This is a genomic window from Staphylococcus sp. GDH8C109P (genome assembly GCF_017893405.1).
Lineage (GTDB): Bacteria > Bacillota > Bacilli > Staphylococcales > Staphylococcaceae > Staphylococcus > Staphylococcus cohnii.
On sequence record NZ_JAESMX010000013.1, the window covers coordinates 300,118 to 325,848 of the forward strand.

At 31.9% G+C, this 25,731-nt stretch carries 26 protein-coding genes; 2 read left to right on the plus strand and 24 right to left on the minus strand.

Translation table 11 applies throughout. From position 1 onward, the window contains the following. Position 1: 1 nt before the first annotated feature. Complete coding sequence (ccpN, locus tag KA867_RS06280) at positions 2 to 625, minus strand: transcriptional regulator CcpN (protein WP_210137470.1); 624 nt, start codon at positions 623 to 625, stop codon at positions 2 to 4. A gap of 344 nt (positions 626 to 969) precedes the next feature. On the opposite strand from ccpN, the gene KA867_RS06285 reads away from it, so the two are divergent. Next, complete coding sequence (locus tag KA867_RS06285; RefSeq protein ID WP_040030033.1) at positions 970 to 2,361, plus strand: glycine--tRNA ligase; 1,392 nt, start codon at positions 970 to 972, stop codon at positions 2,359 to 2,361. A 137-nt stretch (positions 2,362 to 2,498) separates the two neighbouring features. Here the strand turns inward: KA867_RS06285 and recO are convergent, their stop codons facing one another. The 19 genes from recO to lepA all read right to left on the minus strand — a co-directional run bounded on the left by recO (position 2,499) and on the right by lepA (position 20,847). Continuing rightward, complete coding sequence (gene recO, locus KA867_RS06290) at positions 2,499 to 3,257, minus strand: DNA repair protein RecO (protein ID WP_210137407.1); 759 nt, start codon at positions 3,255 to 3,257, stop codon at positions 2,499 to 2,501. Positions 3,258 to 3,278: 21 nt separating this feature from the next. Next, positions 3,279 to 4,178, minus strand: a complete 900-nt coding sequence (gene era / locus KA867_RS06295; protein ID WP_210137408.1) for a GTPase Era — start codon at positions 4,176 to 4,178, stop codon at positions 3,279 to 3,281. Beyond that, positions 4,178 to 4,582, minus strand: a complete 405-nt coding sequence (gene cdd / locus KA867_RS06300; protein ID WP_210137409.1) for a cytidine deaminase — start codon at positions 4,580 to 4,582, stop codon at positions 4,178 to 4,180. The genes era and cdd overlap by 1 nt, the downstream gene beginning before the upstream one ends. A gap of 90 nt (positions 4,583 to 4,672) precedes the next feature. Further along, the gene (locus tag KA867_RS06305; RefSeq protein ID WP_210137410.1) at positions 4,673 to 5,011 is read right to left on the minus strand and encodes a diacylglycerol kinase family protein; all 339 of its coding nucleotides are present in this window, start codon (positions 5,009 to 5,011) and stop codon (positions 4,673 to 4,675) included. 8 nt (positions 5,012 to 5,019) lie between these two features. Beyond that, positions 5,020 to 5,481, minus strand: a complete 462-nt coding sequence (gene ybeY / locus KA867_RS06310) for an rRNA maturation RNase YbeY (protein WP_210137411.1) — start codon at positions 5,479 to 5,481, stop codon at positions 5,020 to 5,022. Beyond that, positions 5,482 to 6,429: a PhoH family protein gene (locus tag KA867_RS06315; protein WP_210137412.1), complete on the minus strand. Its 948-nt coding sequence runs from the start codon at positions 6,427 to 6,429 to the stop codon at positions 5,482 to 5,484. It lies immediately after the preceding gene. Positions 6,430 to 6,764: 335 nt separating this feature from the next. Then, complete coding sequence (locus tag KA867_RS06320) at positions 6,765 to 7,421, minus strand: hypothetical protein (RefSeq protein WP_210137413.1); 657 nt, start codon at positions 7,419 to 7,421, stop codon at positions 6,765 to 6,767. 17 nt (positions 7,422 to 7,438) lie between these two features. Then, the gene (gene floA / locus KA867_RS06325) at positions 7,439 to 8,425 is read right to left on the minus strand and encodes a flotillin-like protein FloA (RefSeq protein WP_026034799.1); all 987 of its coding nucleotides are present in this window, start codon (positions 8,423 to 8,425) and stop codon (positions 7,439 to 7,441) included. Positions 8,426 to 8,431: 6 nt separating this feature from the next. Beyond that, on the minus strand, positions 8,432 to 9,133 hold the full coding sequence (locus tag KA867_RS06330; protein ID WP_210137414.1) for an NfeD family protein: 702 nt from the start codon (positions 9,131 to 9,133) through the stop codon (positions 8,432 to 8,434). Positions 9,134 to 9,497: 364 nt separating this feature from the next. Then, on the minus strand, positions 9,498 to 9,674 hold the full coding sequence (gene rpsU, locus KA867_RS06335; RefSeq protein ID WP_002483157.1) for a 30S ribosomal protein S21: 177 nt from the start codon (positions 9,672 to 9,674) through the stop codon (positions 9,498 to 9,500). A 174-nt stretch (positions 9,675 to 9,848) separates the two neighbouring features. After that, positions 9,849 to 11,195, minus strand: a complete 1,347-nt coding sequence (gene mtaB / locus KA867_RS06340) for a tRNA (N(6)-L-threonylcarbamoyladenosine(37)-C(2))-methylthiotransferase MtaB (RefSeq protein ID WP_210137415.1) — start codon at positions 11,193 to 11,195, stop codon at positions 9,849 to 9,851. Positions 11,196 to 11,200: 5 nt separating this feature from the next. Then, positions 11,201 to 11,953 carry a 16S rRNA (uracil(1498)-N(3))-methyltransferase gene (locus KA867_RS06345; protein ID WP_210137416.1) on the minus strand — a complete coding sequence of 251 codons (753 nt, stop codon included), beginning with the start codon at positions 11,951 to 11,953 and terminating at the stop codon, positions 11,201 to 11,203. 3 nt (positions 11,954 to 11,956) lie between these two features. After that, a complete protein-coding gene (gene prmA, locus KA867_RS06350; RefSeq protein WP_210137417.1) occupies positions 11,957 to 12,895 on the minus strand; it encodes a 50S ribosomal protein L11 methyltransferase in 939 nt (312 codons plus the stop codon). Positions 12,896 to 12,898: 3 nt separating this feature from the next. Further along, complete coding sequence (dnaJ, locus tag KA867_RS06355; RefSeq protein ID WP_210137418.1) at positions 12,899 to 14,029, minus strand: molecular chaperone DnaJ; 1,131 nt, start codon at positions 14,027 to 14,029, stop codon at positions 12,899 to 12,901. Between the two features lie 137 nt (positions 14,030 to 14,166). After that, positions 14,167 to 16,011: a molecular chaperone DnaK gene (gene dnaK, locus KA867_RS06360; protein ID WP_210137419.1), complete on the minus strand. Its 1,845-nt coding sequence runs from the start codon at positions 16,009 to 16,011 to the stop codon at positions 14,167 to 14,169. A gap of 51 nt (positions 16,012 to 16,062) precedes the next feature. Then, complete coding sequence (grpE, locus tag KA867_RS06365; protein WP_210137420.1) at positions 16,063 to 16,689, minus strand: nucleotide exchange factor GrpE; 627 nt, start codon at positions 16,687 to 16,689, stop codon at positions 16,063 to 16,065. 26 nt (positions 16,690 to 16,715) lie between these two features. Continuing rightward, positions 16,716 to 17,696, minus strand: a complete 981-nt coding sequence (gene hrcA / locus KA867_RS06370) for a heat-inducible transcriptional repressor HrcA (RefSeq protein ID WP_210137421.1) — start codon at positions 17,694 to 17,696, stop codon at positions 16,716 to 16,718. 99 nt (positions 17,697 to 17,795) lie between these two features. Beyond that, entirely contained in the window at positions 17,796 to 18,920 is a 1,125-nt protein-coding gene (gene hemW, locus KA867_RS06375) for a radical SAM family heme chaperone HemW (protein WP_210137422.1), read from the minus strand. Positions 18,921 to 19,023: 103 nt separating this feature from the next. Continuing rightward, on the minus strand, positions 19,024 to 20,847 hold the full coding sequence (gene lepA / locus KA867_RS06380; protein WP_210137423.1) for a translation elongation factor 4: 1,824 nt from the start codon (positions 20,845 to 20,847) through the stop codon (positions 19,024 to 19,026). A gap of 320 nt (positions 20,848 to 21,167) precedes the next feature. Between lepA and rpsT the strand changes: the two genes are divergently transcribed. Then, positions 21,168 to 21,419 (plus strand): 30S ribosomal protein S20, encoded by a 252-nt coding sequence (gene rpsT / locus KA867_RS06385; protein WP_019469386.1) that lies wholly within the window; start codon positions 21,168 to 21,170, stop codon positions 21,417 to 21,419. Positions 21,420 to 21,649: 230 nt separating this feature from the next. Here the strand turns inward: rpsT and holA are convergent, their stop codons facing one another. The 4 genes from holA to KA867_RS13585 all read right to left on the minus strand — a co-directional run bounded on the left by holA (position 21,650) and on the right by KA867_RS13585 (position 25,608). After that, a complete protein-coding gene (gene holA, locus KA867_RS06390) occupies positions 21,650 to 22,624 on the minus strand; it encodes a DNA polymerase III subunit delta (RefSeq protein WP_210137424.1) in 975 nt (324 codons plus the stop codon). A 75-nt stretch (positions 22,625 to 22,699) separates the two neighbouring features. Further along, positions 22,700 to 24,823, minus strand: coding sequence for a DNA internalization-related competence protein ComEC/Rec2 (locus KA867_RS06395; protein ID WP_348634801.1), 2,124 nt, complete (start codon positions 24,821 to 24,823; stop codon positions 22,700 to 22,702). Between the two features lie 95 nt (positions 24,824 to 24,918). Further along, on the minus strand, positions 24,919 to 25,380 hold the full coding sequence (locus tag KA867_RS06400) for a ComE operon protein 2 (RefSeq protein WP_210137425.1): 462 nt from the start codon (positions 25,378 to 25,380) through the stop codon (positions 24,919 to 24,921). Between the two features lie 81 nt (positions 25,381 to 25,461). After that, complete coding sequence (locus KA867_RS13585; RefSeq protein ID WP_457315160.1) at positions 25,462 to 25,608, minus strand: ComEA family DNA-binding protein; 147 nt, start codon at positions 25,606 to 25,608, stop codon at positions 25,462 to 25,464. Positions 25,609 to 25,731: the final 123 nt, after the last annotated feature.

Sequence of the window (25,731 nt, forward strand, 5' to 3'; positions counted from 1 at the left end):
CCTATTCATTTAGTAAAGAGACAAATATTTTTGTAATTGTTGTTTTAGATATACGGCCCTTAACTTCATATTTTCCATTTTCTTTTTTAATCACAATTGGTAAAGAATCTATTTCTTTTTCAATCATAAGATTTGCAGCAAATACTACACGCTCGTCTTCAAGTACAAAGCTTAAATTAGGCATACGTGTCATTATAATATTAACAGGCATCGTATGTATATCCTTACCTATCATTGACGCACGTAATAAATCCTTTCGAGAACAAACGCCTATAAAATCTCCTTCATTATTTATAACAAACAACGTACTGACATCCTCTAGAAATATTGTACATATCGCATCATAAACAGACATTTCATTTTTTACTACTACAGGGTGTGATGCGTAATCTTTAACAATATATTGTTTTAATTGATCAGCAATTAATTTATTTTTTGGCTTTCCAGAATAGTAGTAGCCTACACGTGGACGAGCTTCTAAAATACCAGACATTGTAAGTATTGCTAAATCTGGTCTCAAGGTCGCTCTAGTAAGACTAAGATGTTCGGCTATATGTTCACCAGTAATAGGTCCATTATTTTTGACAATATCAACAATTTGTTGTTGTCTTTTACTCAGTTCTATAAGACTTCACCCCTTTACTCATTACATTTAATTATACATTGAATTATAAATTGCTACAAATACATATATTTACTTGCTAATAATCAACCAATACATTAAAATTGTATTTAAAGCGAGTTAAGGGTGGTGAAAGCTTAACAAAACAATTGGCTACAATTTCAAATGAAGTTTCAAAAGCGAGTGTACACACTAAATTGGGTGGAACCGCGGGTTATTAAAAAATTATTAAAAACACATAAATTATATGTGATTAAAATTAATTAACTCGTCCCAAGACAATGATTAAGTTTTTTTGGCTTTTTCTTTGTCTTGGGGCGTTTTTTATGTTAAAAGGAGTGTTTTTTTTGGCAAAAGATATGGAAACAATCGTTCAGTTAGCAAAACATAGAGGTTTTGTATTCCCTGGTAGTGACATTTATGGTGGTTTATCAAATACATGGGACTATGGTCCGTTAGGTGTAGAATTGAAAAACAACATTAAAAAGGCCTGGTGGCAAAAATTTATCACGCAATCACCATATAACGTTGGTATCGATGCAGCAATTTTAATGAACCCAAAAACTTGGGAAGCGTCTGGGCATCTAGGTAACTTCAATGACCCAATGATAGACAATAAAGACAGTAAAATTCGTTATCGTGCAGATAAAATAATAGAAGATTATATGGCAAATGAAAAAGGCGATGAAAATTTCGTTGCCGATGGTCTTAGCTTCGATGAAATGAAACGTATTATTGATGAAGAAGGTATTGTTTGTCCAGTAAGTGGCACTGCTAATTGGACAGATATTCGTCAATTTAATTTGATGTTCAAAACATTCCAAGGTGTTACAGAAGATTCAACAAATGAAATTTTCTTACGTCCTGAAACTGCACAAGGTATTTTCGTCAATTACAAAAATGTTCAGCGTACAATGCGTAAAAAATTACCATTCGGAATTGGTCAAATCGGTAAATCATTCCGTAATGAAATTACACCTGGTAACTTCATCTTTAGAACACGTGAATTTGAGCAGATGGAATTAGAATTCTTCTGTAAGCCTGGTGAAGAAATTGAGTGGCAAAATTATTGGAAAACTTTTGCAAGCCAATGGTTAAAAGATTTAAATTTAAGTGAATCTGCAACGCGTTTACGTGACCATGATGCAGATGAGTTATCACACTACTCAAATGCAACAACTGATATAGAATATCGTTTCCCATTTGGTTGGGGAGAATTATGGGGTATTGCAAGTAGAACAGATTATGATTTAAAACAACATAGTGAACATTCTGGTGAAGATTTCCAATATCACGACCAAGAAACTGGCGAAAAATACCTACCATATTGTATCGAACCTTCACTTGGTGCAGATCGAGTTACTTTAGCATTCCTTTGTGATGCATATGCAGAAGAAGGTGTTGAAGGTAGTAAAGATTCAAGAACTGTATTACACTTCCATCCTGCATTAGCACCTTATAAAGCTGCTGTTTTACCATTGAGTAAAAAATTATCGGGTGATGCAATTAAAATATTTGAACAGTTAAGTGCAAACTTTGCAATTGATTTTGATGAATCACAATCAATAGGTAAACGTTACCGTCGTCAAGACGAAATCGGCACACCATACTGTATAACATTTGATTTCGATTCACTAGAAGACCAACAAGTAACGGTACGTGACAGAGATACGATGGAACAAGTACGTATGCCAATTGCTGAATTAGAAAGTTTCTTAACTGAAAAAGTTAAATTTTAATTTCAATAAATCTATCGGCCTTAAAAGTGGTCGAACTAAATGAAAAACGTCAATTTCTATAAATTGTATAGAAATTGACGTTTTTATTATTGTTTATAAAATTTAATGATTCATTGAACTTGACCCTATTTAAAGCATTAATTTGAATTATCTAATCTTTGTAATTGATTAATAAGTTTTTGGCTTTTGAAATACATGCCAGCATATTCACTATACAACATTATCATCAATTGTGACATCTCATCAACGATATCTTGATGAATACTTAAAGCGCTCATTTTACTTATCGGTAAGTTTTGTAACACATCTAATAAATAAAGTGTTTTATTAGACAGTAGTAAGGCATTTGGATCTTGTTGACTTGCATGGTTTGAAATTGCACCATCAAATTTAAAACTATAGCCAATGAGCTTAGATTGGTCGTCATCACCAGTGACAACGCAATGATTAAATATTGCGCTGAAGCCAAACTTTGACATTGATTTAATCAGTACGATGACTGACATCAATTGAGCGGATACACCACTTTTAATTTTAGCTAATACAAAGTGTAATAATTCATAACTAAACTGTGACAGTTCATCATTATCAATGGATCGATCTATTGTTTCAGTACATAAACTAGCGTAACTACTCTCATAAATATCTAATCGCAAATGGTAATTTTGATCGATGACATCTACTGAACTTAAAGTTCCCATGCCTTTCCATTTGGAATAAATAAACAAGCCATACACAAATAGTTGCGTATTAGCTTGCAAGCCACTCTTACTCTTTTTGGCGCGGCGAACCATAAGCGGAATTTTTGCACCGTATTCATTTAAAATTGTGATGATTTTATCGGATTCGCCATAATCAACTGTTTTAATAATAATTCCTTTTTGTTTGATTAACATTTTAGCTCACCGACTCTCAAATTAATCTTGATCTTCTAAATATCCCATTTGACGAATAAAGTTAACTTTGTTTCGCCAATCTTTTTGAACTTTTACCCATAGTTCTAAATACACTTTAGAACCTAATAATCCTTCAATATCTTGGCGTGCCCTTTTCCCAACTTCTTTGAGCTTTTTGCCACCTTTACCAATAACTATCCCTTTTTGTGAATCGCGTTCCACAAAAATAGTAGCCTCAATTCTTACTCGATCTTCATCTTCTTTAATCATGCGATCAACATTGACTCCAATCGCATGTGGAATTTCCTCATTTGTAAGATGTAATATTTTCTCGCGGATAAGTTCACTCACTACAAACTGTTCTGGGTGATCAGAAATTTGGTCATCCGGATAGTATTTGGGACCTTCTGGTAAATAAGATTTAATAACATTGATAAAATGCTCAACATTTAATCCTTCTAATGCAGATATAGGAACAATTTCAGTGAAATCCATATATTTTTTATATTTTTCTATTCTCGGCATAAGTTCATCTGGATGTACTAAATCAATCTTATTTAACACTAAAAATACTGGTGTTTTAACTGATTTCAACATTTCCATAATGTATTCATCACCGCGACCAATATCTTCATTAACATTGACCATAAACATAATGGCATCAATTTCCGATAAAGTGTTAGTCGCCACACGCATCATATAATCGCCTAATTTATGTTTGGGTTTGTGTATACCTGGCGTATCTAAAAATATAATTTGTGCATCTTCTTGAGTCATAACACCTTGAATTTTATTTCTTGTCGTTTGTGCTTTGTCGGACATAATAGCAATTTTATGTCCAATGACGCGATTAACAAAGGTAGATTTACCAACATTAGGTCTACCAATAATTGTTACAAATCCTGATTTATGTGCTGTCATTAGTTTAAATCCTTTCCAGAAAATCCTAGAGGTAATAAATCACTAACTGTAGATTGAATCATGTCACCCTTATGATTGGTCATATATACAGGCATTTCATCATCACAAAGTTCTTTTAACACCTGTCTACAAGAACCACAAGGCGAAGAAGGTGATTCTGCATCAACAGTTACAGTAATCGATTCGAAATCGCCAGGACGGTATCCATCAGCAATAGCTGCAACAAGACTTGATCTTTCTGCACAAATACCTAATGGATAAGCGGCATTTTCTACATTTGCACCGTGATATGCTTTACCATCTTTTGTAATTAAATATGCACCTACCTTAAATTTACTGTATGGTGCATAAGCATTACTTTGCGCTTTTCTTACTTCCTTAAAATAATCAGGTTGGTATGCCATAATTTAACACTCCTATTCAATTTTTAATTTTGTATTGTTATTTCAAACTAGCTGCTGCTTAGTATATAGATAGATTAAAAATCGTATTGTTTATTTTATAAAATATGGTAAAAAAACGATAAGTCCAATTGCCAATGCAAATAATGAAGCAAGCATAACACTAGCAGCTGCTGTATCTTTAGCTTTCTTTGCATAATCATGATATTCATCTGTAACCAAATCCACTACATATTCAAGTGCTGTATTTATGGCTTCAAATGTTAACACAAATCCTATAGCAATGAGGATTAAAACCCATTCAACTGTATTTATTTTTAAATAAATACTAAGTGAAATTGCAATAACTGCAAAAATAATATGGATTAAAAACTTTTTATCTTTAGTAAAGAGGACCAGTAAACCTTGAAAAGCATATTTAAAACGTTTCATAACTACCTCTAATCTCTTGGCAACCCATAGGCATTTAAAATTTCATCTTGGCGACCAAACATTTCTTTTTCATCCGCTTCATTCATGTGATCATAGCCTAATAAATGTAAAAAACCATGAAGGGCGAGGAAGCCAAGTTCTCTTTCAAATGAATGCCCATATGCATCTGCCTGTGATTGAGCAACTTCAGTACATATAATAATATCTCCAAGTACTCTAGGCATGTCTAAACCACTAATTTCAGGCTCATCTTCTTCTAAAGCAAAGGATATTACATCTGTTACCTTATCTTTATCTCGATACATTTTATTAATTTGTTGAATTTCTGCTTTGTCTACAAATGTCACAGATAATTCAGCATCGTTTTCTATTCCTTCTTGTTCTTTTGCAAAAGTAAGAAGATCGTCTATTTGCTTTAACCAATTGTTATCAACTAATTCAGTATGATCATTAAAATCTATTGTAAACATTTACTCTTCTCCCTCATAACGATCAATTATTTTACTTACAAGTGGATGACGAACAACATCGTTTTGGTCTAAATGATGGATACTTAGACCTTTAACATTGTGTAACTTTGCTATTGCTTCTTTAAGGCCACTTTTAACACCTTTAGGTAAGTCAATTTGTGTCTTATCACCAGTTACAACCATTTTCGAACCAAAACCTAACCTTGTTAAGAACATTTTCATCTGCGCATGCGTCGTATTTTGTGCTTCATCCAAAATAACAAATGCATCATCAAGCGTTCTCCCTCTCATATATGCTAATGGTGCTATTTCTATAACGCCACGCTCGATAAATCTAGCAGTTTGTTCTCTTCCTAAGACAGTATTTAAACCATCATATAATGGGCGCAAATAAGGATCTACTTTCTCCTTCAAATCACCGGGTAAAAATCCTAATGACTCTCCAGCTTCTACTGCAGGTCTTGTCAACACGATACGTTTGACATTACCTTTTCGCAGTTGCTTAGCGGCATAAACGACGGCTAAAAATGTTTTCCCTGTACCTGCTGGTCCAACGCCAAATACCAAGTCATTATGATACATAGCATTGACATAAAGTCTTTGTCCCATAGTTTTAGCCCGTATTGTTTTACCAAACGCGTCTTTGGTAATTTCGTCATCATATAAATCTAATAAGTAATGAATCGTACCATTTTTTGCCATTTTAACAGCGGCTTCTACATCCTTAAGCGATATAGTTACGCCTTGCTGTATTACTTTTAATAAATTAATCAGTACTGATTCTGCTTGTTCTACATGCTCAACTTTTTCACCTTTTACGGCTATTTCTTGACCTCGAGCATGTATTATGACATCAAATCCTTCTTCAATTGATTTAAGATTTTCATCATTATTACCAATGAGTGCTTGTGCTTCATTGATGTCATCTATTTGAATAATTCCAGGCATATAGTTGCTCCTTTACAAATATATTCGTTTCTATTATTTTATCCTATTAGATTTTAAGTTACAAAAATAATCATGATGCATAATATGAAATAAGCATTATTATAAAATTAACGATTTGAATAAATCATACTGCAACTTCAATGTTATTATATCATGAAATATTCTCATATTATTTCAAAGTGAATTAAAAATTAACATAAATTGTTATTTTTATGTAAACCAGAGCATAAAGAAAGTATAGTATAAAAATTAACGATCATTATATATTTTGAAATTAAAAATAACTCAACTTACAAAGTCAAAATTCTAACTTTATAAGTTGAGTTTAAATAAATTTATAATTTTTTTGGTCTTTCTAAAACTTCAGACCAAATAATACCATTAACAACTTCATCATCAGCAAATCTATATTGAGCATTTGTGCCAGAGCTTTGAACAGAATGCGCATTCATTAACTGTTTTAAACGATAACGCTTAGTTCTCTCTGATAAATATTTATCAGAAATGATATCTCGTGCTTTTTTCTCAGTTCTTTGTATTTTTTTCTCAGTTTCACGATCGATTTCATTACGTACGTCTTCCATTTTGCCCATTAACTCAGCTTCAAGTTCTTTTTGAAGTGTATCATCTTGTTGCTTTTGCTCACGTTTCGCTTTTTCAGCTTCGGTTTCATTATGTTTAGGAAACGTTGATGTTTCTTGTTGAGGGGTCTCAGTTTCCATCTTTTCAGCTCGTGTTTCAGCAGGTTTATTCTGCTTTGGTGTATTTTCTTCCTGAGAAAAAGGACCATCATTAAATTGTTTTTCTAACTCAGAAAATGTTTTTCCAACTTCTTCAAGGAAACCACGTTTTTGTGGTGGTGTTTCAGACTGATTTGGCTGTTTATTAGCTGGCGGTTGTTGTTTTTTTCGCTTTTTATGACTATCATCGTTAATAGCACCAATTATCGTAAAAATGACAGATACTACAAAGATAATAATACCTATATTCATTTAATCACCCCTATTTATTATTCCGGTGATTCATCATCTTCTTTTTTTGTACGTTGGTTAATAGAATTTCTCATACCAGTGTCTGCTTCAACATTTTTCAGATTATAATAATCTTTCACTCCAAGATTTCCTGAACGTAATGCTTCAGCCATAGCTAGTGGAACTTCGGCTTCCGCTTCAACAACTTTAGAACGCATTTCTTGCACTTTTGCTTTCATTTCTTGTTCTTGCGCTACTGCCATTGCACGACGTTCTTCGGCTTTTGCTTGTGCGATATTTTTATCAGCAAGCGCTTGTTCAGTTTGTAAATCTGCACCGATGTTTTTGCTAATGTCTACGTCTGCAATATCGATTGATAAAATTTCAAAAGCTGTACCTGAATCTAAACCTTTACTTAAAACTGTTTTAGAAATATTATCAGGATTTTCAAGCACTTGTGTGTGATGTTCACTAGAACCAATTGTAGAAACAATACCTTCACCAACACGTGCAATAATCGTTTCTTCTCCAGCACCACCGACTAATCTTGCAATATTCGCGCGTACTGTGATTCTTGCTTTTGCTTTAACTTCAATACCATTCATTGCAACACCGGCGATAAATGGTGTCTCAATTACTTTTGGATTTACAGACATTTGAACTGCTTCTAACACGTCACGTCCTGCTAAGTCTATAGCTGCACCACGTTCAAAAGGTAAATTAATATCTGCTCTTTGTGCAGCAATATTTGCATCAACAACGCGGTCAACATTACCACCTGCTAAATAATGTGATTCAAGTTGGTTCGTTGTCAAGTTTAATCCTGCTTTATGAGCTTTAATTAAAGGTGATATTACTTTACGTGGAGAAACTCTACGTAATCTCATACCTACTAAGGTACCAATGCCTACTTTTACACCCGCTGCGATTGCTGAAATCCACAATCCAACAGGTACAAATGAAAATAATAACAATAATGCAATTACGACTATAACTGCTATAATTAAAATTCCAATCATACTCATTCTCCTTTATGTTTCTATTTCTCTCACAACAACTCGAGTACCTTCAACTTCTAGAATAGTAACTTTTTTATTCCGTAATATAAAAGAACCATCTGAAACTGCATCGATACGTTCATTGTTATAAATAATAATTCCTGCTGGTCTCAAATCTGTAGATGTAGTTGCAACTTCTCCAACTAAATGAGAGCGATCTTCATGTGATGTATAACCTGCTTCTGCATTTGTAGAATCCTTCAATACAACTTTATCTAAAAACGGTATTTTACGTTTGAAAAATTTCACAAGTATCACCCACTCTATGATTGATAATATTAAGGCTACGACAACATTAGCAATCATGTACACTAGATTATCACCTAAAGTAACAATACTAAAAACGATTAACGCCATACCTATAATGCCAATAATTGCACCCACTACAAATAATTCAATGATAACGAATATCACACCAATAGCAAATAAAACAACAGAATAAAAGTTGACATCCCCTTTTACAAAAAATCCTAAAAAGAAAATGAATAATGCTAATGTTGATATAATTCCGACAATATTTATTCTATTTGAATATAACTGGTACAAAAAACCTAAGAAGATAATACAAGTTAATATCAAAGCACCTATTGGACTAACAATAAAGTCAGAAACATTGTCTATCCAGTTTCCGTTTTCAACAAGTTTGGTTGAAAAAATAGTATGTATACTGCTCATCGAAGGAATCACTTTATCACCTCACTCTCAATTTAATTATACATGAAATAAATATATGATTATACCGTTTACACAATAAAAATCATAATATTATTCATTTGTTATTAAATGATATTCCCAGAAAAATAATCAATCTCAATCAGCTGCATGAGAAGTGCAACGGTTATACTTGATTAACATGAACATGGTGATTTTTAAACTAAGTATTATATTTTCTAATACTTATGACAATCATAAATGGGAATATTCAGTGTAGTTCATTTATCTAGGTTAATAAATAAAAATAGCCTTAGCTGTATAAACAACTAAGGCTATTATGGTTTATAATTAATGTTGGTGTTGAGGGAGTCAACGAAACAATTAATTATTTGAATTTACGTTTACGTGCAGCTTCTGATTTCTTTTTACGTTTAACGCTAGGTTTTTCGTAAAATTCACGTTTACGTACTTCTTGAATTGTACCGCTTTTAGAAACTGTACGTTTGAAACGACGTAACGCATCTTCAAGTGATTCGTTCTTTTTGACTACTGTTTTAGACATGTGTATTTCCCTCCCTCCAAATATCAACGAAACTTTATAATCATTACACGGTAATTACCATGTATTAATTAGTATAATATATCTGATTAATGTGGTCAATTAGTAAAATTTTAATTTCATGATTCATTTTACACCATGTGAAGATGTTTGCATTGAATCATTGCCAATTAAATTTTATACAGTAACAGAATGTTCAGTTGTATTGGTAGCATGATGTACTACTCTTAGTAATTCGCCTTGATTAATTGGATAATCAGGTTGAGTGATTTTTACCTTTACGAGTTCGCCGATTAGAGATTCATCACCAGCGAATTGAACTTTCATATAATTATCCGCAAAACCTATTAATGTTCCCGGCTCACTGCCAACTTCTTCTGGAATAACTTCAAGTACTTCTTGATCAAACTTTGATGCATACGTCTTAGCAAGCTGATCACTTAAATGAATTAAGCGATGTACACGTTCATTTTTAATATTTTCATCAATTTGGTCGTCCATTCTAGCGGCTGGCGTGCCAATTCTTGAAGAATAAGGAAATACATGTAATTCTGAAAATTTGTGTTCAACAATAAAATCATATGTTTCTTGGAATTCTTCTTCAGTTTCACCAGGGAAACCAACAATGACATCACTTGTAACTGCTAATCCAGGAAGTGCTTCATGTAAACGAGTCAATCGCTCTGAAAAATGAGCCATAGTATATTTTCTTCTCATTCTCTTCAATACTGAATCAGACCCAGATTGTAATGGAACATGAAGATGACGTACAACTTTGTTTGATTGCTCAATTACACTAATAACTTCATCTGTTAATTGACTTGCTTCAATCGATGAAATTCTAATACGTTCTAAACCATCTACAGTTTCTAAGTCGCGTAATAATTGTGCTAAATTATAATTTTTTAAATCCTGACCATATCCCCCTGTATGAATACCAGTTAAAACAATTTCTTTATATCCTGAATTTACAAGTGTTGTTGCTTGTTCTATCACTTTTTCAGGGTCTCTAGATCGCATTAAGCCACGAGCCCAAGGAATAATACAGAAAGTACAAAAATTATTGCATCCTTCTTGTATCTTCAACGAAGCTCTTGTTCTATCTGTAAAGTATGGAACTTCTAATTCTTCATATGTACGATTTTTCATGATGTTTCCCACACCATTAATTGGTTGTCTTTCTTTTTTAAACTCATTGATATAACCGATTAACTTCGTCCGATCTTGAGTGCCAACCACAATATCTACGCCAGGTATTTCCATAATTTCAGCAGGAGATGTCTGTGCATAACAACCAGTTACACATACCACTGCTTCTGGATTTTGTCTTATAGCACGTCTAATGACTTGTCTGCTTTTTTTATCACCTGTATTTGTTACTGTACACGTATTAATAACAAATACATCAGCATTTGTTTCAAAATCAACACGGTCATAATCTGCTTCTTTAAATAACTGCCAAATTGCCTCTGTTTCATAATGATTCACTTTACATCCTAATGTATGAAATGCAACTGTTGACATAAATATCACCCCAATAAATCTTTTTGAAAGCTTACAGCACTTAAAGTATATAGCGGTGCAGTTTCAGCTCTTAATATCCTAGGACCCAGACCAACTTGATATGCTGAACTACCAAATAACTTAATTTCTGATTCAGACAAGCCACCTTCAGGTCCAAAAATGATTAACACACGATCACCAGGTTCAAATTTTTGAACAACTGCCTTAAAAGTACTTTTTTCCCCACACTTAGCAGATTCTTCATAAGCAATCAATACATAATCATATTCATTTATAATATCATAAATTTCCTTTAAATTCGACTTATACTCTATTTCCGGAATAATTAACCTATAACTTTGTTCAGCAGCTTCTTTTATAATTTTTTGCCAACGTTCCAACTTTTTGATAACTTTGTTTTCATTTAGTTTTACAACAGATCTTTGCATACCAACAGCGATAAATTGACTTGCACCTAACTCTGTGGATTTTTGTATCATCCATTCATACTTATCCGCTTTAATTAATCCACTACAGATTGTTATATGTTGTGGTAATTCAGAATCGATTTCTATTTTTTCTATTAAAGTAATTTCAATTTGCGCCATAGTCATATTTTCGATTTTACATTTATAAACATTTTGATCTGAAAAAGTAATAATAATTTGGTCACCATTTTGATATCGCATTACTTTTGTAATATGATGTATATCATTTTGATCTGTAATAAAAAAACGCTGATTTACATCAGCGTTTTGGTCAATAAAATATCTCTGCATTGCTTAATCGCTCACTTTCTGTCCAACGATACATACCCAACCGTTTTCATGATTAATAGAAATGATTTTAAACCCTACACGCTTCATCTGTAATAAAATTGTTTCGTGTTTCTCTGTTATAATACCAGAAGTTATAAAATAACCATCTTTATTTAACGTATTATAAGCATCTTCAATCATTTCTTCAATAATATGAGCTAAAATATTTGCAATAACGACATCAAACTTTTCAGTTTCTTCTTTAAGTAAATTGCCTGGCGCAGCTTCAATAGCTTTAACACAATTATTTTTTTCAAAGTTTTCTTTCGCAACTTTAATGGCCATTTCATCTACATCAATCGCTTTTATGCGTTCTACGCCTAATAAATATGATGCAATGCTAAGTATGCCTGAACCTGTACCAACATCAATCACTGAATCATCTGGTTTCACGAAAGTTTCAATAGCTTTCAAGCACATACTCGTCGTTGGATGATCACCTGTACCAAAAGCCATACCTGGATCCAACTCAATACACATTTCATTTTCGTCTTCTTTTTGATATGTTTCCCAACTTGGAACAATTGTAAATTTAGCAGACGCTCTAAACGGATGAAAATAATTTTTCCATTCATTTTCCCAATCATGTTCTTGAATCGTTTGTTGTTGATATTCAAATATTTTTGCATCCAATGATTCAATACTTTTAATTTTTTGAATCAGATCATTTTCAAAATCCTGAGTATATTTTATTTCATTAAAATATGCTTTAACTCTTACACCATTAACTGGGTAATCATCAGGATTAAGTTCATAAATTTCGCCAAATTTGTCAGCAAAATCATTTCGAAGATCTAATGAATCTTCGATAACAACTCCGTTTGATCCACGTTCTTCTAAAATATTAGAAATTATGGGTATAGCATCATGATTCGCAGTGATTGATATTTCAGTCCAGTTCATATTTTATTCTCCTTTAAAGAATCTTTTTGCTTTATCCTTAAAATTTGACGGTTGCTCAGTTAATGATTCACCATCAATTTCAGCAAATTCTCTTAACAATTCTTTTTGACGCTCATTTATCTTAGTAGGTGTGACAACTTTCACGTTGATAAATAAATCACCATAGCCATAGCCATGAACATTTTTTACACCTTTTTCTTTAAGACGGAATTGTTTTCCTGATTGTGTTCCGCCAGGAATTGTTAACATAACATGACCTTTTAAAGTTGGGACTTTAATTTCATCACCAAGTGTTGCTTGAGCAATACTGATATCTTGTGAAAAGTAAATATCGTCGCCGTCCCTTTCGAATGTTTCAGAAGGTTTAACTCTAAATACAACGTATAAATCACCTTGTGGTCCACCATTTTCTCCTGGCGCACCTTCACCTGCTAATCTAATTTGTTGTTCATTATCTACACCTTCAGGTACTGTCACATTAATTTTAACTGTTTTGTTTTCAGTTCCTTTACCATGACATGTCGGACAAGGTTCTTCAAATTCTTGACCAGAACCACTACATACTGGACAAACTTTTTCAGTTCTAACTCTACCTAATATCGTATTCTGTTCTACAGCAACATGTCCTGAACCATTACAGTAATGACACGTTTTTTTCTTAGTCCCTGGTTTTGCACCTTCACCATCACAAGTATGACAAGTTACATCTTTGCGTATTGAAATCTCTTTGCTTGTACCGAATACAGCTTCTTCAAAAGTAACAGTCATTGTATATTGTAGGTCATCACCTTTTCTAGGTGCATTTGGATCTCTTTGACGTCCACCACCGAAGAATGAACTGAATATATCTTCGAAACCGCCGCCGAAACCGCTAAAGTCTTGACCACCAAATCCTTGGCCGCCAAATCCACCTTGTGGACCATCATGACCAAATTGATCATAGTTTGCGCGCTTGTTTTCATCACTTAACGTTTCATATGCTTCTGAAATTTCCTTGAACTTTTCGTCTGCACCTTCTTCTTTGTTGATGTCAGGATGATATTTTTTTGATAATTTACGGTAAGCCTTTTTTATTTCATCTTTAGAAGCGTCTTTACTGACACCTAAGATATCATAATAATCTCTTTTGGCCACTTTTATCTCTCCTTTTACGTTTGATTAATTTACTTATTAAAAAGGAAAAAGTCAAAGCCAATGTTCAATTGACTTTGACTTAATTTGGCTAAGCAATTGTGTCATATTCTGCTTTCAATAGCAATTAATAACTAAACTTATTTTTTGTCGTCTTTGTTATCATCATCATTTACTTCTGTAAAATCAGCATCTTCAACATTGCTATCATCTGAACCACTTGCTTGTTCACTTTGTGCTTGTTGTTGTGCTTGAGCAGCTTGCTCGTAAACTTTAGCAGATAAGTCTTGAACTACTTTTTCTAGTTCTTCTTTTTTAGCTTTAATGTCATCAATATCTTCGCCTTCAAGCGCAGATTTTAAAGCTTCTTTTTTCTCTTCTGCATTATTTTTATCATCTTCACTGATGTTTTCACCTAAATCAGTAATTGTTTTTTCAACTTGGAATACTAAGCTATCTGCTTCGTTTCTTAAATCACTTTCTTCACGACGTTGTTTATCTGCTTCAGCATTTTCTTCAGCATCTTTCACCATACGATCGATTTCATCATCAGAAAGTGAAGAACTTGATTGAATAGTGATATTTTGTTCTTTATTTGTACCTAAATCTTTTGCAGTAACATTAACGATACCATTTTTATCGATATCAAAAGTTACTTCGATTTGTGGCACACCACGTGGAGCTGGTGGAATATCTGTTAATTGGAATCTGCCAAGTGTTTTGTTGTCAGATGCCATTGGACGTTCACCTTGTAATACATGAATATCAACTGCTGGTTGATTATCTGCTGCCGTTGAATAAACTTGTGATTTAGATGTAGGGATAGTAGTATTTCTTTCAATCAATGTATTCATACGTCCACCCATTATTTCAATACCTAATGAAAGAGGTGTTACGTCTAATAATACTACATCTTTAACATCACCAGTGATAACGCCACCTTGGATAGCAGCACCCATTGCTACTACTTCGTCTGGGTTAACACCTTTGTGAGGATCTTTACCTACTTCTTTTTTCACAGCGTCTTGAACTGCAGGAATTCTTGTTGAACCACCAACTAAAATTACTTCATCGATATCAGAACTACTGATACCAGCATCTTTCATAGCTTGGCGAGTTGGTTCCATCGTTCTTCTGATTAATGAATCAGCTAATTCTTCAAATTTTGAACGTGTTAAACTTAATTCTAAGTGTAGTGGACCATTTTCACCTGCAGAAATAAATGGTAATGAGATTTGTGTTTGAGAAACACCTGATAAGTCTTTTTTAGCTTTTTCAGCAGCGTCTTTTAGACGTTGTAATGCCATTTTATCTTGTGATAAGTCTACACCATTTTCTTTTTTAAATTCTGCAACTAAGTAATCGATAATAACTTGGTCAAAGTCATCCCCACCTAGTTTATTATCACCTGCAGTTGAAAGTACTTCGAATACACCGTCACCTAATTCAAGGATAGATACGTCGAATGTACCGCCACCTAAGTCAAATACTAAGACTTTTTGGTCTTGTTCAGTTTTATCTAAACCATAAGCTAATGCTGCTGCTGTTGGTTCGTTAATAATACGTTCAACTTCTAAGCCAGCAATTTTACCAGCATCTTTTGTAGCTTGACGTTCACTGTCATTAAAGTATGCAGGAACAGTGATAACTGCTTTTTCTACTTTTTCACCTAAATAATCTTCTGCAGTACTCTTAAGGTTTTGTAATACCATCGCAGATATTTCTTGTGGTGTGTATGATTTACCTTCTACATCTACTTTGTGCTCAGTACCCATATGACGTTTGATAGATTGAATTGTATTAGGGTTTGTAATTGCTTGACGTTTAGCAACTTCACCTACTTGAGTTTCACCATTTTTAAATGCTACAACAGATGGTGTTGTTCTAGCACCTTCAGGGTTTTGAACAACTTTTGGTTCGTCACCTTCTAAAATTGCTACACATGAATTTGTTGTACCTAAGTCAATACCTATTACTTTACTCATAAATAAATTCCTCCTGTTTGTTTTAAAAATTCGGTATTTTCATCAATAAACTTATTGATTTACTTTAACCATTGAAGGTCTTAAAACACGTTCCTTCAATTTATAACCAGTTTGTAGTTCTTGAGTAACTTGACCTGATTCATAATCAGGATTATCGTCTTGTACTACAGCTTGATGTACATTTGGATCAAACTGTTGACCTTCAGCTTCAATTTTTTCTAAACCGTTATTTTTCAATGCGTTTAACAAGCTTTCATAAACCATTTCTACACCTTTTTGTAATGATTTAAATTGCTCGTCTTCACCTTCAATTTGTAAAGCTCGTTCTATATTATCTATAGTCGGTAAAATGTCATTTAAAACATCTTGAGCTTTATATGCTTTCATCGTTTGATTTTCTTTTTGGATTCTACGCTTATAATTTTCAAATTCAGCATATAATCTCAAATATTTTTCTTCTTCTTCTTGAACATTATTTTTTAATTGTTGAATTTCTTCATCTTTAGGATCGATATCTGCTTCAGTATCTTCAGAATTTTCCTCTTGCAGATTATCTTGCGATTCCTTAGCTATTTCATCAGCATCTTCAACTGAAGTTGTTTGACTTTTTGGTGTTTCTTGATTGAAATCTTCAGTTTTTTCGTTTTCATCGAATACTGATTCATTTTTTTCTGTCATTTTCTGCCCTCCAATACAATTCTTAATTACCAAATCGTATTTAGTAATTGTATTACATTCTGATAATTCATTGCCGTTGGTCCGATAACCGCAATTTGACCTTTAAGTCTATCGTCAATGTGATACTCTGTAGTGACAATAGAAATATCGCTCAAGCTTGATTCGATTTCCTGTCCAATCTTAACATTAATTGATGAATTTGACATTTCATCAAGTAGCTGAGTAATTTTGTTTGATTCAATATACTGCAATATGGGTTGAATAGAAGAAACGTTTGATTCGTTAAGTGCATCAATTAGTTTAACCTTTCCACCCATGTAAATGCCATTACTTTGATTATCAAAATGAACATCTATTGTATCTAACATATCCTTTATAAAATCTTTTTCAAAATCTGACTTTGCAAAGGCATTTAGTTCATTTTCCAAGCGTTGTTGATTTAACGCATTATATTTTGCAGTCACAAAATTAGCTATATTTGTCAATTCATCACTCGATAAACGTGCTTTGGATACTAAATGCAAGTGTTCAACATGGCCAGATGTAAAAACAACAACCATGATTACTAAATATGCATTTGCTCGAATCAAGTGAATGTTATTAATAATATCTTTTTTGTGATTTGGACGCATTACCAACGTTGTATACTGAGAAGCGATTGAAAGTTCATTTGCAAATTCACTCAAAGCTGAGGAAATATCATAATGATTTTCAACCAATAAATCTCCTAAACGTTGTATTTTTTTGTGTTGTTGATGAGATGTTTGTTGCAATAATTGATTCACATAATATCTGATGCCTGACTCTGATGGAGAACGTCCTGATGAAGTATGTGTTTTTTCTATTAAGTGAAGGTCCTCTAGTTGTTTCATTTCATTTCTAATAGTGGCAGGACTAACATTTAAATTATGTCGTTCAATCAGTGTTTTGGAACCAATTGGTTGACCTAAATCAACATAATCTTCAACAATTGCATTTAAAATGCTCAATTGTCTATCACTAATCATGTTTTCACCTCATTAGCACTCTTTTGTTTCAAGTGCTAATTATAATTTATCAAATTGGTCAAAGTAAGTCAATGTTAAAGCCTCAGTTTTTTAAAAAAATTAAACATTCAGTAAAAACGCTTCAAATACTAGGTTTCCAATTACTTTACCTCTCTCTGTTAAAGAAATATAGTCACCAGTATCATAAATTAATTCTCTCTGTTTTAAATCTTTGATCGTTTCGTCATAAACGTCATCAATCGTTTGATTAAACTTTTGATTAAACCGTTTTCTACTTACACCTTGGTTCATTCTTAAACCTAGAAACATCTCTTCTTCCATTTGTTCACTTTCTGTTGGATATACTGAGTCAAGAATAGGCCTTTCATTATTTTGTATCTTTTTTATATAATGATTCACGGGATTTACATTATTGTAACGTTCACCATTTACATAACCACTTGCCCCTGCACCAAATCCATAATAGCCCTCGTTTTTCCAGTAAACCTTATTGTGCTCTGATTCATGTCCTTTTTTACCAAAATTTGAAATTTCATATTGATGTAACTCAGACTCATGCATTCTCTTTAATAAATATTCGTACATTTCTTCTCCGACATCTTCATTTGGGATTTTCAACTGTCCTTTACGATACATATTATAGAACTGAGTTTTAGGCTCTAAAATCAAGCCATAACTTGATATATGATCAATATCCATCGATAACGCTTTCTCTAAACTATCTTTGAAATCTTCTAAGCTTTGTTGTGGTAAATGATACATTAAATCTAAACTTATAGAAGGTATCCCAACCTGTCTTGCATTCGATACGGCTCTGTATATATCCTCAGTCTTATGAGAACGTCCTAATATCTCTAACAATTCAGCTTTGAAGGTTTGAACACCCATTGACAATCTATTTACACCGTAATCCCTTAACAATTGTACTTTTTCTAAAGTTAATTCATCCGGATTCGCTTCAAAACTAAATTCTCCTTTAATTTCAAAGATTTCGGTAATTGCAGTCAATAATTTCTCAAGTTGCTCATATGATAAAGCAGTAGGTGTGCCACCACCGACAAAAACTGTTTCTAAAGATCTAACTTCACTTTGTTTCATTTCGTTTATTAAGCATTCTAAATACTGATCCACAGGTTGATTTTGTATAAAATATTTATTGAAATCGCAATAAGTACAAATTTTGACACAGAAAGGAATATGGATATAAGCACTTTTCACTTCCATTTTGAGATGACCTTCTTTCGTTAAATAAAATAGATTAACATAACAAAAAACTGGGGCATAAATCGAATGGATTTAACGCCCCAATATTTAATAATAAATAATATTAATCTTCGTCCATCTTAAGCACTGCAAGGAAAGCATCCTGTGGTATTTCAACATTACCAACTGCTTTCATTTTTGCCTTACCAGCTTTTTGCTTTTCTAATAGTTTTCTCTTACGACTAATGTCCCCACCATAACACTTAGACAAGACATTTTTCCCCATTGATTTTATATTTGTACGGGCGACTATTTTTTGTCCAACTGCTGCTTGTACAGGTACTTCGAATTGTTGTCTAGGTATAAGCGTTTTTAGCTTTTCAACTAATGCTTTTCCTCTTTCATATGCGAACTCTTTATGAACTATAAAACTAAGTGCATCTACTTTCTCTCCATTTAATAATATATCCATTTTGACTAGGTCACTTTCTTTATTATCAATGAATTCATAATCAAAAGAAGCATAGCCCTTTGTATTTGATTTAAGCTGATCAAAGAAATCAAATACAACTTCAGATAGTGGTAATTCATAAATAATATTGACACGAATATCATCTAAATACTCCATATTAATAAATTGGCCACGTTTACGTTGACATAATTCCATAACTGCACCGACATAATCATTTGGTACCATCATTGTCGCTCTTACAAAAGGTTCATATATCGTATCAATTTGATCTCTTTCAGGCATATATGCTGGATTATCAACAGAGATTTCATCACCATTTTTAAGAATACATTCATAAATCACAGATGGTGCTGTAGCAATTAGTTCTATTCCAAATTCACGTTCAATACGTTCTTGGATAATTTCCATATGCAACATACCTAAGAAACCTGTTCTATATCCAAAACCTAATGCTTGAGATGACTCAGGTTCAAATTCTAATGAAGCATCATTTAATTGCAACTTTTCTAATGCCTCTCGTAAATCATTGTAGTCTTTATTATCTATAGGGAATAAACCACAGAAAACCATCGGGTTCATTTTTTTATAACCTTTTAACGGCTCTGCTGCTGGACGATGAAGATGTGTAATCGTATCTCCGACACGTGAATCATCTACATTTTTAATACTGGCAATGACATAACCTACATCCCCTACCGTTAGCTCGCTAACTGGTAATTGTTTAGGTGTATTGATACCCACTTCGGTAACTTCAAAAGATTTTCCTGTAGCCATCATTTTAATTTCATCACCCGTTTTCAAAGTTCCTTCAACAATTCGAATTGAAGAAATAACGCCTCTGTATGGATCATATTCTGAATCAAAAATCAATGCTTTTAACGGCGCTTCTGGATCTCCTTGTGGTGGTGGCACCACTTCTACAATTTTTTCTAATATATCTTCAATACCAATATTTGATTTTGCACTGGCTAATACGACATCATCTTTATCTAGTCCTATTACATCTTCTACTTCTTGTTTTACACGTTCAGGTTCTGCTGCTGGTAAATCAATTTTATTTACAACTGGTAATAACTCTAAATCGTTATCTAATGCCAAATAAACATTGGCTAGTGTTTGAGCCTCTATGCCCTGAGCAGCATCTACAACTAATATAGCCCCTTCACAGGCAGCTAATGATCTAGAAACTTCATATGTAAAATCTACGTGTCCAGGTGTATCAATCAAGTGAAACGTATAAGTCTCACCATCTTTTGCATCATATTTTAAACGCACAGCATTTAATTTTATTGTTATACCGCGTTCTCTCTCTAAATCCATAGAATCTAATAACTGTGATTGCATTTCACGTGATTCAACAGATTTAGTATTTTCCAAAATTCTATCTGCTAATGTAGATTTCCCATGGTCAATATGTGCAATAATTGAAAAATTTCTTATATTTTCACGCTTGCTTAAACGATTTTCTTTATCCATGTATTATCAGTCTCACTTTCATAATTCTAGCCCGTAAATATGTATGACATTCTTTGATATAATAACGTTTTTATTTACTAATTGCAAACTTGATAAAATTAATAGTAAATTTTAAAGTTATATATATATTTTACCGTCTATGTAACTATTTTTATGTATATCTTTTGTCATTGTAATTATTATTGTACCATTTATCGCGCCTTTACGCGTCTTAATATAAATAAATGATTGCAGAAACCTGGTTGTTTTGATAAAATATTTCTTGTTGTAATCAAATTAAATTTTGATAGCGAAGATCACACTTTTAGGAGGTGACAGACATGCCAAACATTAAATCTGCAATTAAACGTGTTAATACTACTCACGTAACTGAAGAACGTAATATTTCACAAAAAAATGCAATGCGTACAGCTGTGAAAAGAGCTCATACAGCAATTGACACTAATGCTGACGATAAAGCTGAGTTAGTAAGCTTTGCATTGAAAAAAGTAGATAAAGCTGCTCAACGCAACTTAATACATTCTAACAAAGCTGCTAGAATTAAATCATCTTTAATGACAGCTGCTAAATAATAAAAAGTTCAAGCCTACGCTTGAACTTTTTATTTTTTTATATATCGTACTTCATACTTCATAAGTTTAGCCCAGAAATGATTTGCAATAAATGAAATCTCTTCTGGGCTTTTTGCTCTCTATTTATATAGTTTTATAAGATTAAACATTATAGATGCACACTTATGTTTTAATTCATCGACAACATTATATTCAGTATGACGGTTAGTTAAAACTAAAAAACGCCTAATTTATAAGGATAAAATAAACAGTTCAAGTATAAGGTGTTTATCCATATAAGATGACTTTAATTTATAATCTGTTTCTGCGCAATTATCAATGATATTTAATAAACTTTCTAATTCGTAATGCCTTGCCTGATTTAAAGCCAACTTTACTCTATAAGGATGAACATTGATTGTTTTGGCAATTTGTTGACCACTATAACCCTTTTGTCCTAATATTTTACTTTGATAGAAAAGTCGATAATTACTCGTGATTAGAGCTAATAATTTTATAGGTTCCTCTTTCATCGCTATTAAGTCTTTAACCAATTGTATAGCTTTTGTTTTTTTATTTTTTTGGATATATTCAGTGAGCAAAAAAACATTTTGTTCCAAACTCCTATTAACAATTTGATGAACATCATTTTTGTTAATTGTCGTTCTATCACCTAAAAATAAAATGAGTTTTTCTATTTCTTGTTTAACAATATTAAAATTAACTCCAGTTAATTCAATAACTAAGTCTAGTGCATCTTGTTTAATATCTTTATAATTTTCATGCAGTTGACTTTTTATCCAACGCTTTATTTCTTCTTCTGACATTTGTTCTATTTTTTTAATTTGTGCATGCTTTTTCAAAGATTTAACAACTTTTTTTCTTTCATCTAGTTTAGAATGATTTACTTCAAATAATATTAAAGTGTCACCATCGTATTTTTCTATAAATTCTATCAGTTGATCAATATTATGATTTAATTCTTTAGGTGGCTTCTCACCAGTAAACACATATGCATTTTGTACTAGAACAGCCTTTTTATTAGAGAAAAATGGCATTGTCAGCGTTTCTTCAATAATTGGAGCTAAATCATTTTCATATAAGTTATATTTAACGAAATTGAATTCATCTTTTGGGGCATCTAAATATTGTTCAATGACTTCAGAAGCTTTTTTTTCAATTAGTTCAGGTACTTCACCATATATCGTTATTATATTGCTGCTCATTCTTAGCACCCTTTCATTTCTATTACACATTTTATAATTATAACACGCGTCATAGCTTCTCACTAATTAAAAATTTTAATTGAATTGTGAGTGTATTTCTATTTGGTTTTTAAATAAAATGTTCACTTCTCCGTTGATATTTGTTTGAAATATTTTAATGTCAAAAGATTTTAGTCTATTGATAATTTGAGGATTGGGAAGTCTATATTTATTTTTTTCACCTACTGAAATGAGCGCTATTTTAGGCCTGATTTTTTTCAATAAAATATTACTTGTACTTGTACGGCTGCCATGATGTCCAACTTTTAATATATCAATATCGTATAAATGATATTTACGTATTAGATTCCCTTCATTGTTATTTGTTGCATCTCCCATTAATAAAATTTTATAACTTTTGTACTGTATGAATATAATGATTGATTGTTCATTTAAATTATCAGAATTGGAAATTGTAGCATCTAACAGATTAACTTTCGCTTTATTCATAAAAAATTGTGGTTTATTTTTGAAATCTATTAACTTGATATCCTTTTTTAAACAATTATTTTTTAAATGATTTAGTTCTTTAATTTTAAAACTATTTGCATTGATAATGATATTTTTAATTTTTAAGCTTTTTGTTAAATAATCTAGTTCACCGATATGATCAAGGTGTGGATGTGTAACCACAACGTAATCTATCTTTTTTATATTATGTCGTTTTAATGTTGGTAAGATATGATATTTTGAAATACTGTGATTCGCAAAGTGCTGTGTCGAATTAAAATTACCGCCCGTATCGATTAATAATGATTCGTGTAATTTAGTTTCAAATAACAGGGCGTCACCTTGTCCTACATCCAACATTGTAAGTTGGTAAGCACGTACTTGATGTAGAATTGTAGAGACAATATATAAGGCAATTAAACTAATTATCATAAATTTATAGCATTTATGAACGAATAAAACTAAACATAGAAACGAAATGAGACATATTATAGTTATTTGAAGATTATTTAAGTTGGGAATGTACCATTGATAAAGGTTGAGTTTATCAAAAAATCCGACCACTTTATCATGCAAAACAATTAATTGATTATATAAGTTGATAATAAATAATGGTTTGATTGGCAAATGTATGATAAAAATAAGAAAAATAACGAAGGGAAATAATATGAAAGAATAGAATGGAACAAAAAAGATGTTTGAAATTAGACCAATCCATTGAATTTGATGAAAATGGATACAACTTAAGATAAATGAGCTTAATTGTGCAATCCACGTGATGAAGCACAAAGATTGAAAAATACTTAAATTCTTTAGCAATGGACTAGCAAAAAGGATTGAAAAAGTAATTAAAAAGGAAAGTTGGAATCCGACATGATAAATTAACGAGGGATTTAAAAATGTTAAAAATATAAATAAAAAACCTAAAATGTTCATTGAATTTTTTATAATGTATTTTGGAAATATGATTATTAACAAACTCATAAATATTGCTCTAACAGCACTAGGAGACATATTTGTATACATGCAATAAATAGGTAATAATATTATTAATATTAGTTTGGTTAAAAACAATGGACATTTTATCCTGTTAAGGATATAACATATGATTGCAATAATAATAGCTATATGTGTGCCACTAATAGCTAGTAGATGCGCAATGCCAATCTTTTTAATTGTATCTAATTCATCTTTTTTCATAAGCGATGTATCGCCTGTAATTAATGCAATTGTTTTTTCAGGAAAAGCTATTTTCCATTGTTGCATTTTTTCATAAATAAACGCTTTATGTTTATTTAAAGTATCAGAAAATGTGCTTGTGTCTTCGTAACAACTTGAAAGATGAATATTTTGAATAATAAAAATAAGTTTAGGTCTTGAATCGTTTTTTAATGTTCTAAACTGTCCGTTTACCTTACAAGTTTTTTGGAACAAAATTTCAGAAACATTTGTTATTTCTATATTTTTTGATGCATGTATATTATAAACGTAAGTATAAAGCTTATTATCTATTTTAATTTTACCTTTAAGTATACGATGCTCCAAATTGGGTTTTGTGATTAACTTCGCTTTTCCTTGAAATACTTTATTTAACATTGAAGCATGGTAATCTTTTTCTAATCTCAAGTCATTTTGAAACATCATAAAACTACTTAAAGATATGGTAACTATCATTATAAAATGAATTAAACTAAAGCTTTTTCTTTTCATTATAATGACTAGCCCAAGGATTAAAATAAAAGATAAAAATTTATTGAATAGTAGCAAGTTACCAGCCAAATAAGCTAAAGCATAATAAATCAATTTTATTTTTTGATTAAATATTGTGCTACGTGTTCTTGATTAAATGGAATTTTTTTATACACAATACCTGATTGTTTTAACAAATCTAAAGCATAATGATGATTATGATAGTCTTCAGCATAGTAAATCGTTTTAATACCAGCTTGAATAATTGACTTTGTGCAATTCAAACATGGAAAGTGCGTAACATAAATCGTTGCTCCTTCTGTTGACACCCCTTGTTTTGCGCATTGTAGCAAAGCGTTCATTTCTGCGTGTATCGTACGAATGCAATGACCATCTTCCAACAGACAATCTTCATCAATGCAATGTACTTCTCCAGAAACAGAACCATTATACCCTCCGGCTATAATTCTATTATCTTTTACAATCGTTGCTCCTACAGACAATCTTTGACATGTAGAACGCAGCGCTAATAAATGGCTTTGCGCCATAAAGTATTCTTCCCATTTAATACGATCCATGATACTAAACCTCCAATTTATGTAAGTTTTTAATATGATATTTATAGATTAAATCGATTTTCGAAAAAATACAACAAAATTTTAGATTGTTAAATGTGAACTTAATTTTTCTATTGTTTTAGTACCGAATCCATTAATTTCTTTCAGCTGATCAATAGATTTAAAATTACCGTTTTGCTCACGATATTCAATGATAGCTTTAGCTTTGACCTTTCCTATTCCAGGTATACTGGTGAGCTCATTTTCTGTTGCAGTATTTAAATTTACTGTTGCTCCATCAGCATCTTTTTTTCTGAAAAATTTGTTGAGGTTTCACTTTTATTCAATTGTTTCTGAGCTTGTAAATGAATT

What these genes read in the sequence shown, in the direction of transcription:
- recO (WP_210137407.1), bottom strand. Translation starts at nt 3,257, where the DNA reads ATGTTAATCAAACAAAAAGGAATTATTATTAAAACAGTTGATTATGGC.
- rpsT (WP_019469386.1), top strand. Translation starts at nt 21,168, where the DNA reads ATGCCAAACATTAAATCTGCAATTAAACGTGTTAATACTACTCACGTA.
- floA (WP_026034799.1), bottom strand. Translation starts at nt 8,425, where the DNA reads ATGAGTATGATTGGAATTTTAATTATAGCAGTTATAGTCGTAATTGCA.
- mtaB (WP_210137415.1), bottom strand. Translation starts at nt 11,195, where the DNA reads ATGTCAACAGTTGCATTTCATACATTAGGATGTAAAGTGAATCATTAT.
- cdd (WP_210137409.1), bottom strand. Translation starts at nt 4,582, where the DNA reads ATGGCATACCAACCTGATTATTTTAAGGAAGTAAGAAAAGCGCAAAGT.
- rpsU (WP_002483157.1), bottom strand. Translation starts at nt 9,674, where the DNA reads ATGTCTAAAACAGTAGTCAAAAAGAACGAATCACTTGAAGATGCGTTA.
- grpE (WP_210137420.1), bottom strand. Translation starts at nt 16,689, where the DNA reads ATGACAGAAAAAAATGAATCAGTATTCGATGAAAACGAAAAAACTGAA.
- lepA (WP_210137423.1), bottom strand. Translation starts at nt 20,847, where the DNA reads ATGGATAAAGAAAATCGTTTAAGCAAGCGTGAAAATATAAGAAATTTT.
- dnaK (WP_210137419.1), bottom strand. Translation starts at nt 16,011, where the DNA reads ATGAGTAAAGTAATAGGTATTGACTTAGGTACAACAAATTCATGTGTA.
- KA867_RS06320 (WP_210137413.1), bottom strand. Translation starts at nt 7,421, where the DNA reads ATGAATATAGGTATTATTATCTTTGTAGTATCTGTCATTTTTACGATA.
- holA (WP_210137424.1), bottom strand. Translation starts at nt 22,624, where the DNA reads ATGAGCAGCAATATAATAACGATATATGGTGAAGTACCTGAACTAATT.
- KA867_RS06345 (WP_210137416.1), bottom strand. Translation starts at nt 11,953, where the DNA reads ATGCAGAGATATTTTATTGACCAAAACGCTGATGTAAATCAGCGTTTT.
- ybeY (WP_210137411.1), bottom strand. Translation starts at nt 5,481, where the DNA reads ATGTTTACAATAGATTTTAATGATCATACTGAATTAGTTGATAACAAT.
- hemW (WP_210137422.1), bottom strand. Translation starts at nt 18,920, where the DNA reads ATGGAAGTGAAAAGTGCTTATATCCATATTCCTTTCTGTGTCAAAATT.
- KA867_RS06400 (WP_210137425.1), bottom strand. Translation starts at nt 25,380, where the DNA reads ATGGATCGTATTAAATGGGAAGAATACTTTATGGCGCAAAGCCATTTA.
- hrcA (WP_210137421.1), bottom strand. Translation starts at nt 17,696, where the DNA reads ATGATTAGTGATAGACAATTGAGCATTTTAAATGCAATTGTTGAAGAT.
- KA867_RS06330 (WP_210137414.1), bottom strand. Translation starts at nt 9,133, where the DNA reads ATGAGCAGTATACATACTATTTTTTCAACCAAACTTGTTGAAAACGGA.
- KA867_RS06395 (WP_348634801.1), bottom strand. Translation starts at nt 24,823, where the DNA reads ATGAAAAGAAAAAGCTTTAGTTTAATTCATTTTATAATGATAGTTACC.
- KA867_RS06315 (WP_210137412.1), bottom strand. Translation starts at nt 6,429, where the DNA reads ATGCCTGGAATTATTCAAATAGATGACATCAATGAAGCACAAGCACTC.
- prmA (WP_210137417.1), bottom strand. Translation starts at nt 12,895, where the DNA reads ATGAACTGGACTGAAATATCAATCACTGCGAATCATGATGCTATACCC.
- era (WP_210137408.1), bottom strand. Translation starts at nt 4,178, where the DNA reads ATGACAGCACATAAATCAGGATTTGTAACAATTATTGGTAGACCTAAT.
- KA867_RS06305 (WP_210137410.1), bottom strand. Translation starts at nt 5,011, where the DNA reads ATGAAACGTTTTAAATATGCTTTTCAAGGTTTACTGGTCCTCTTTACT.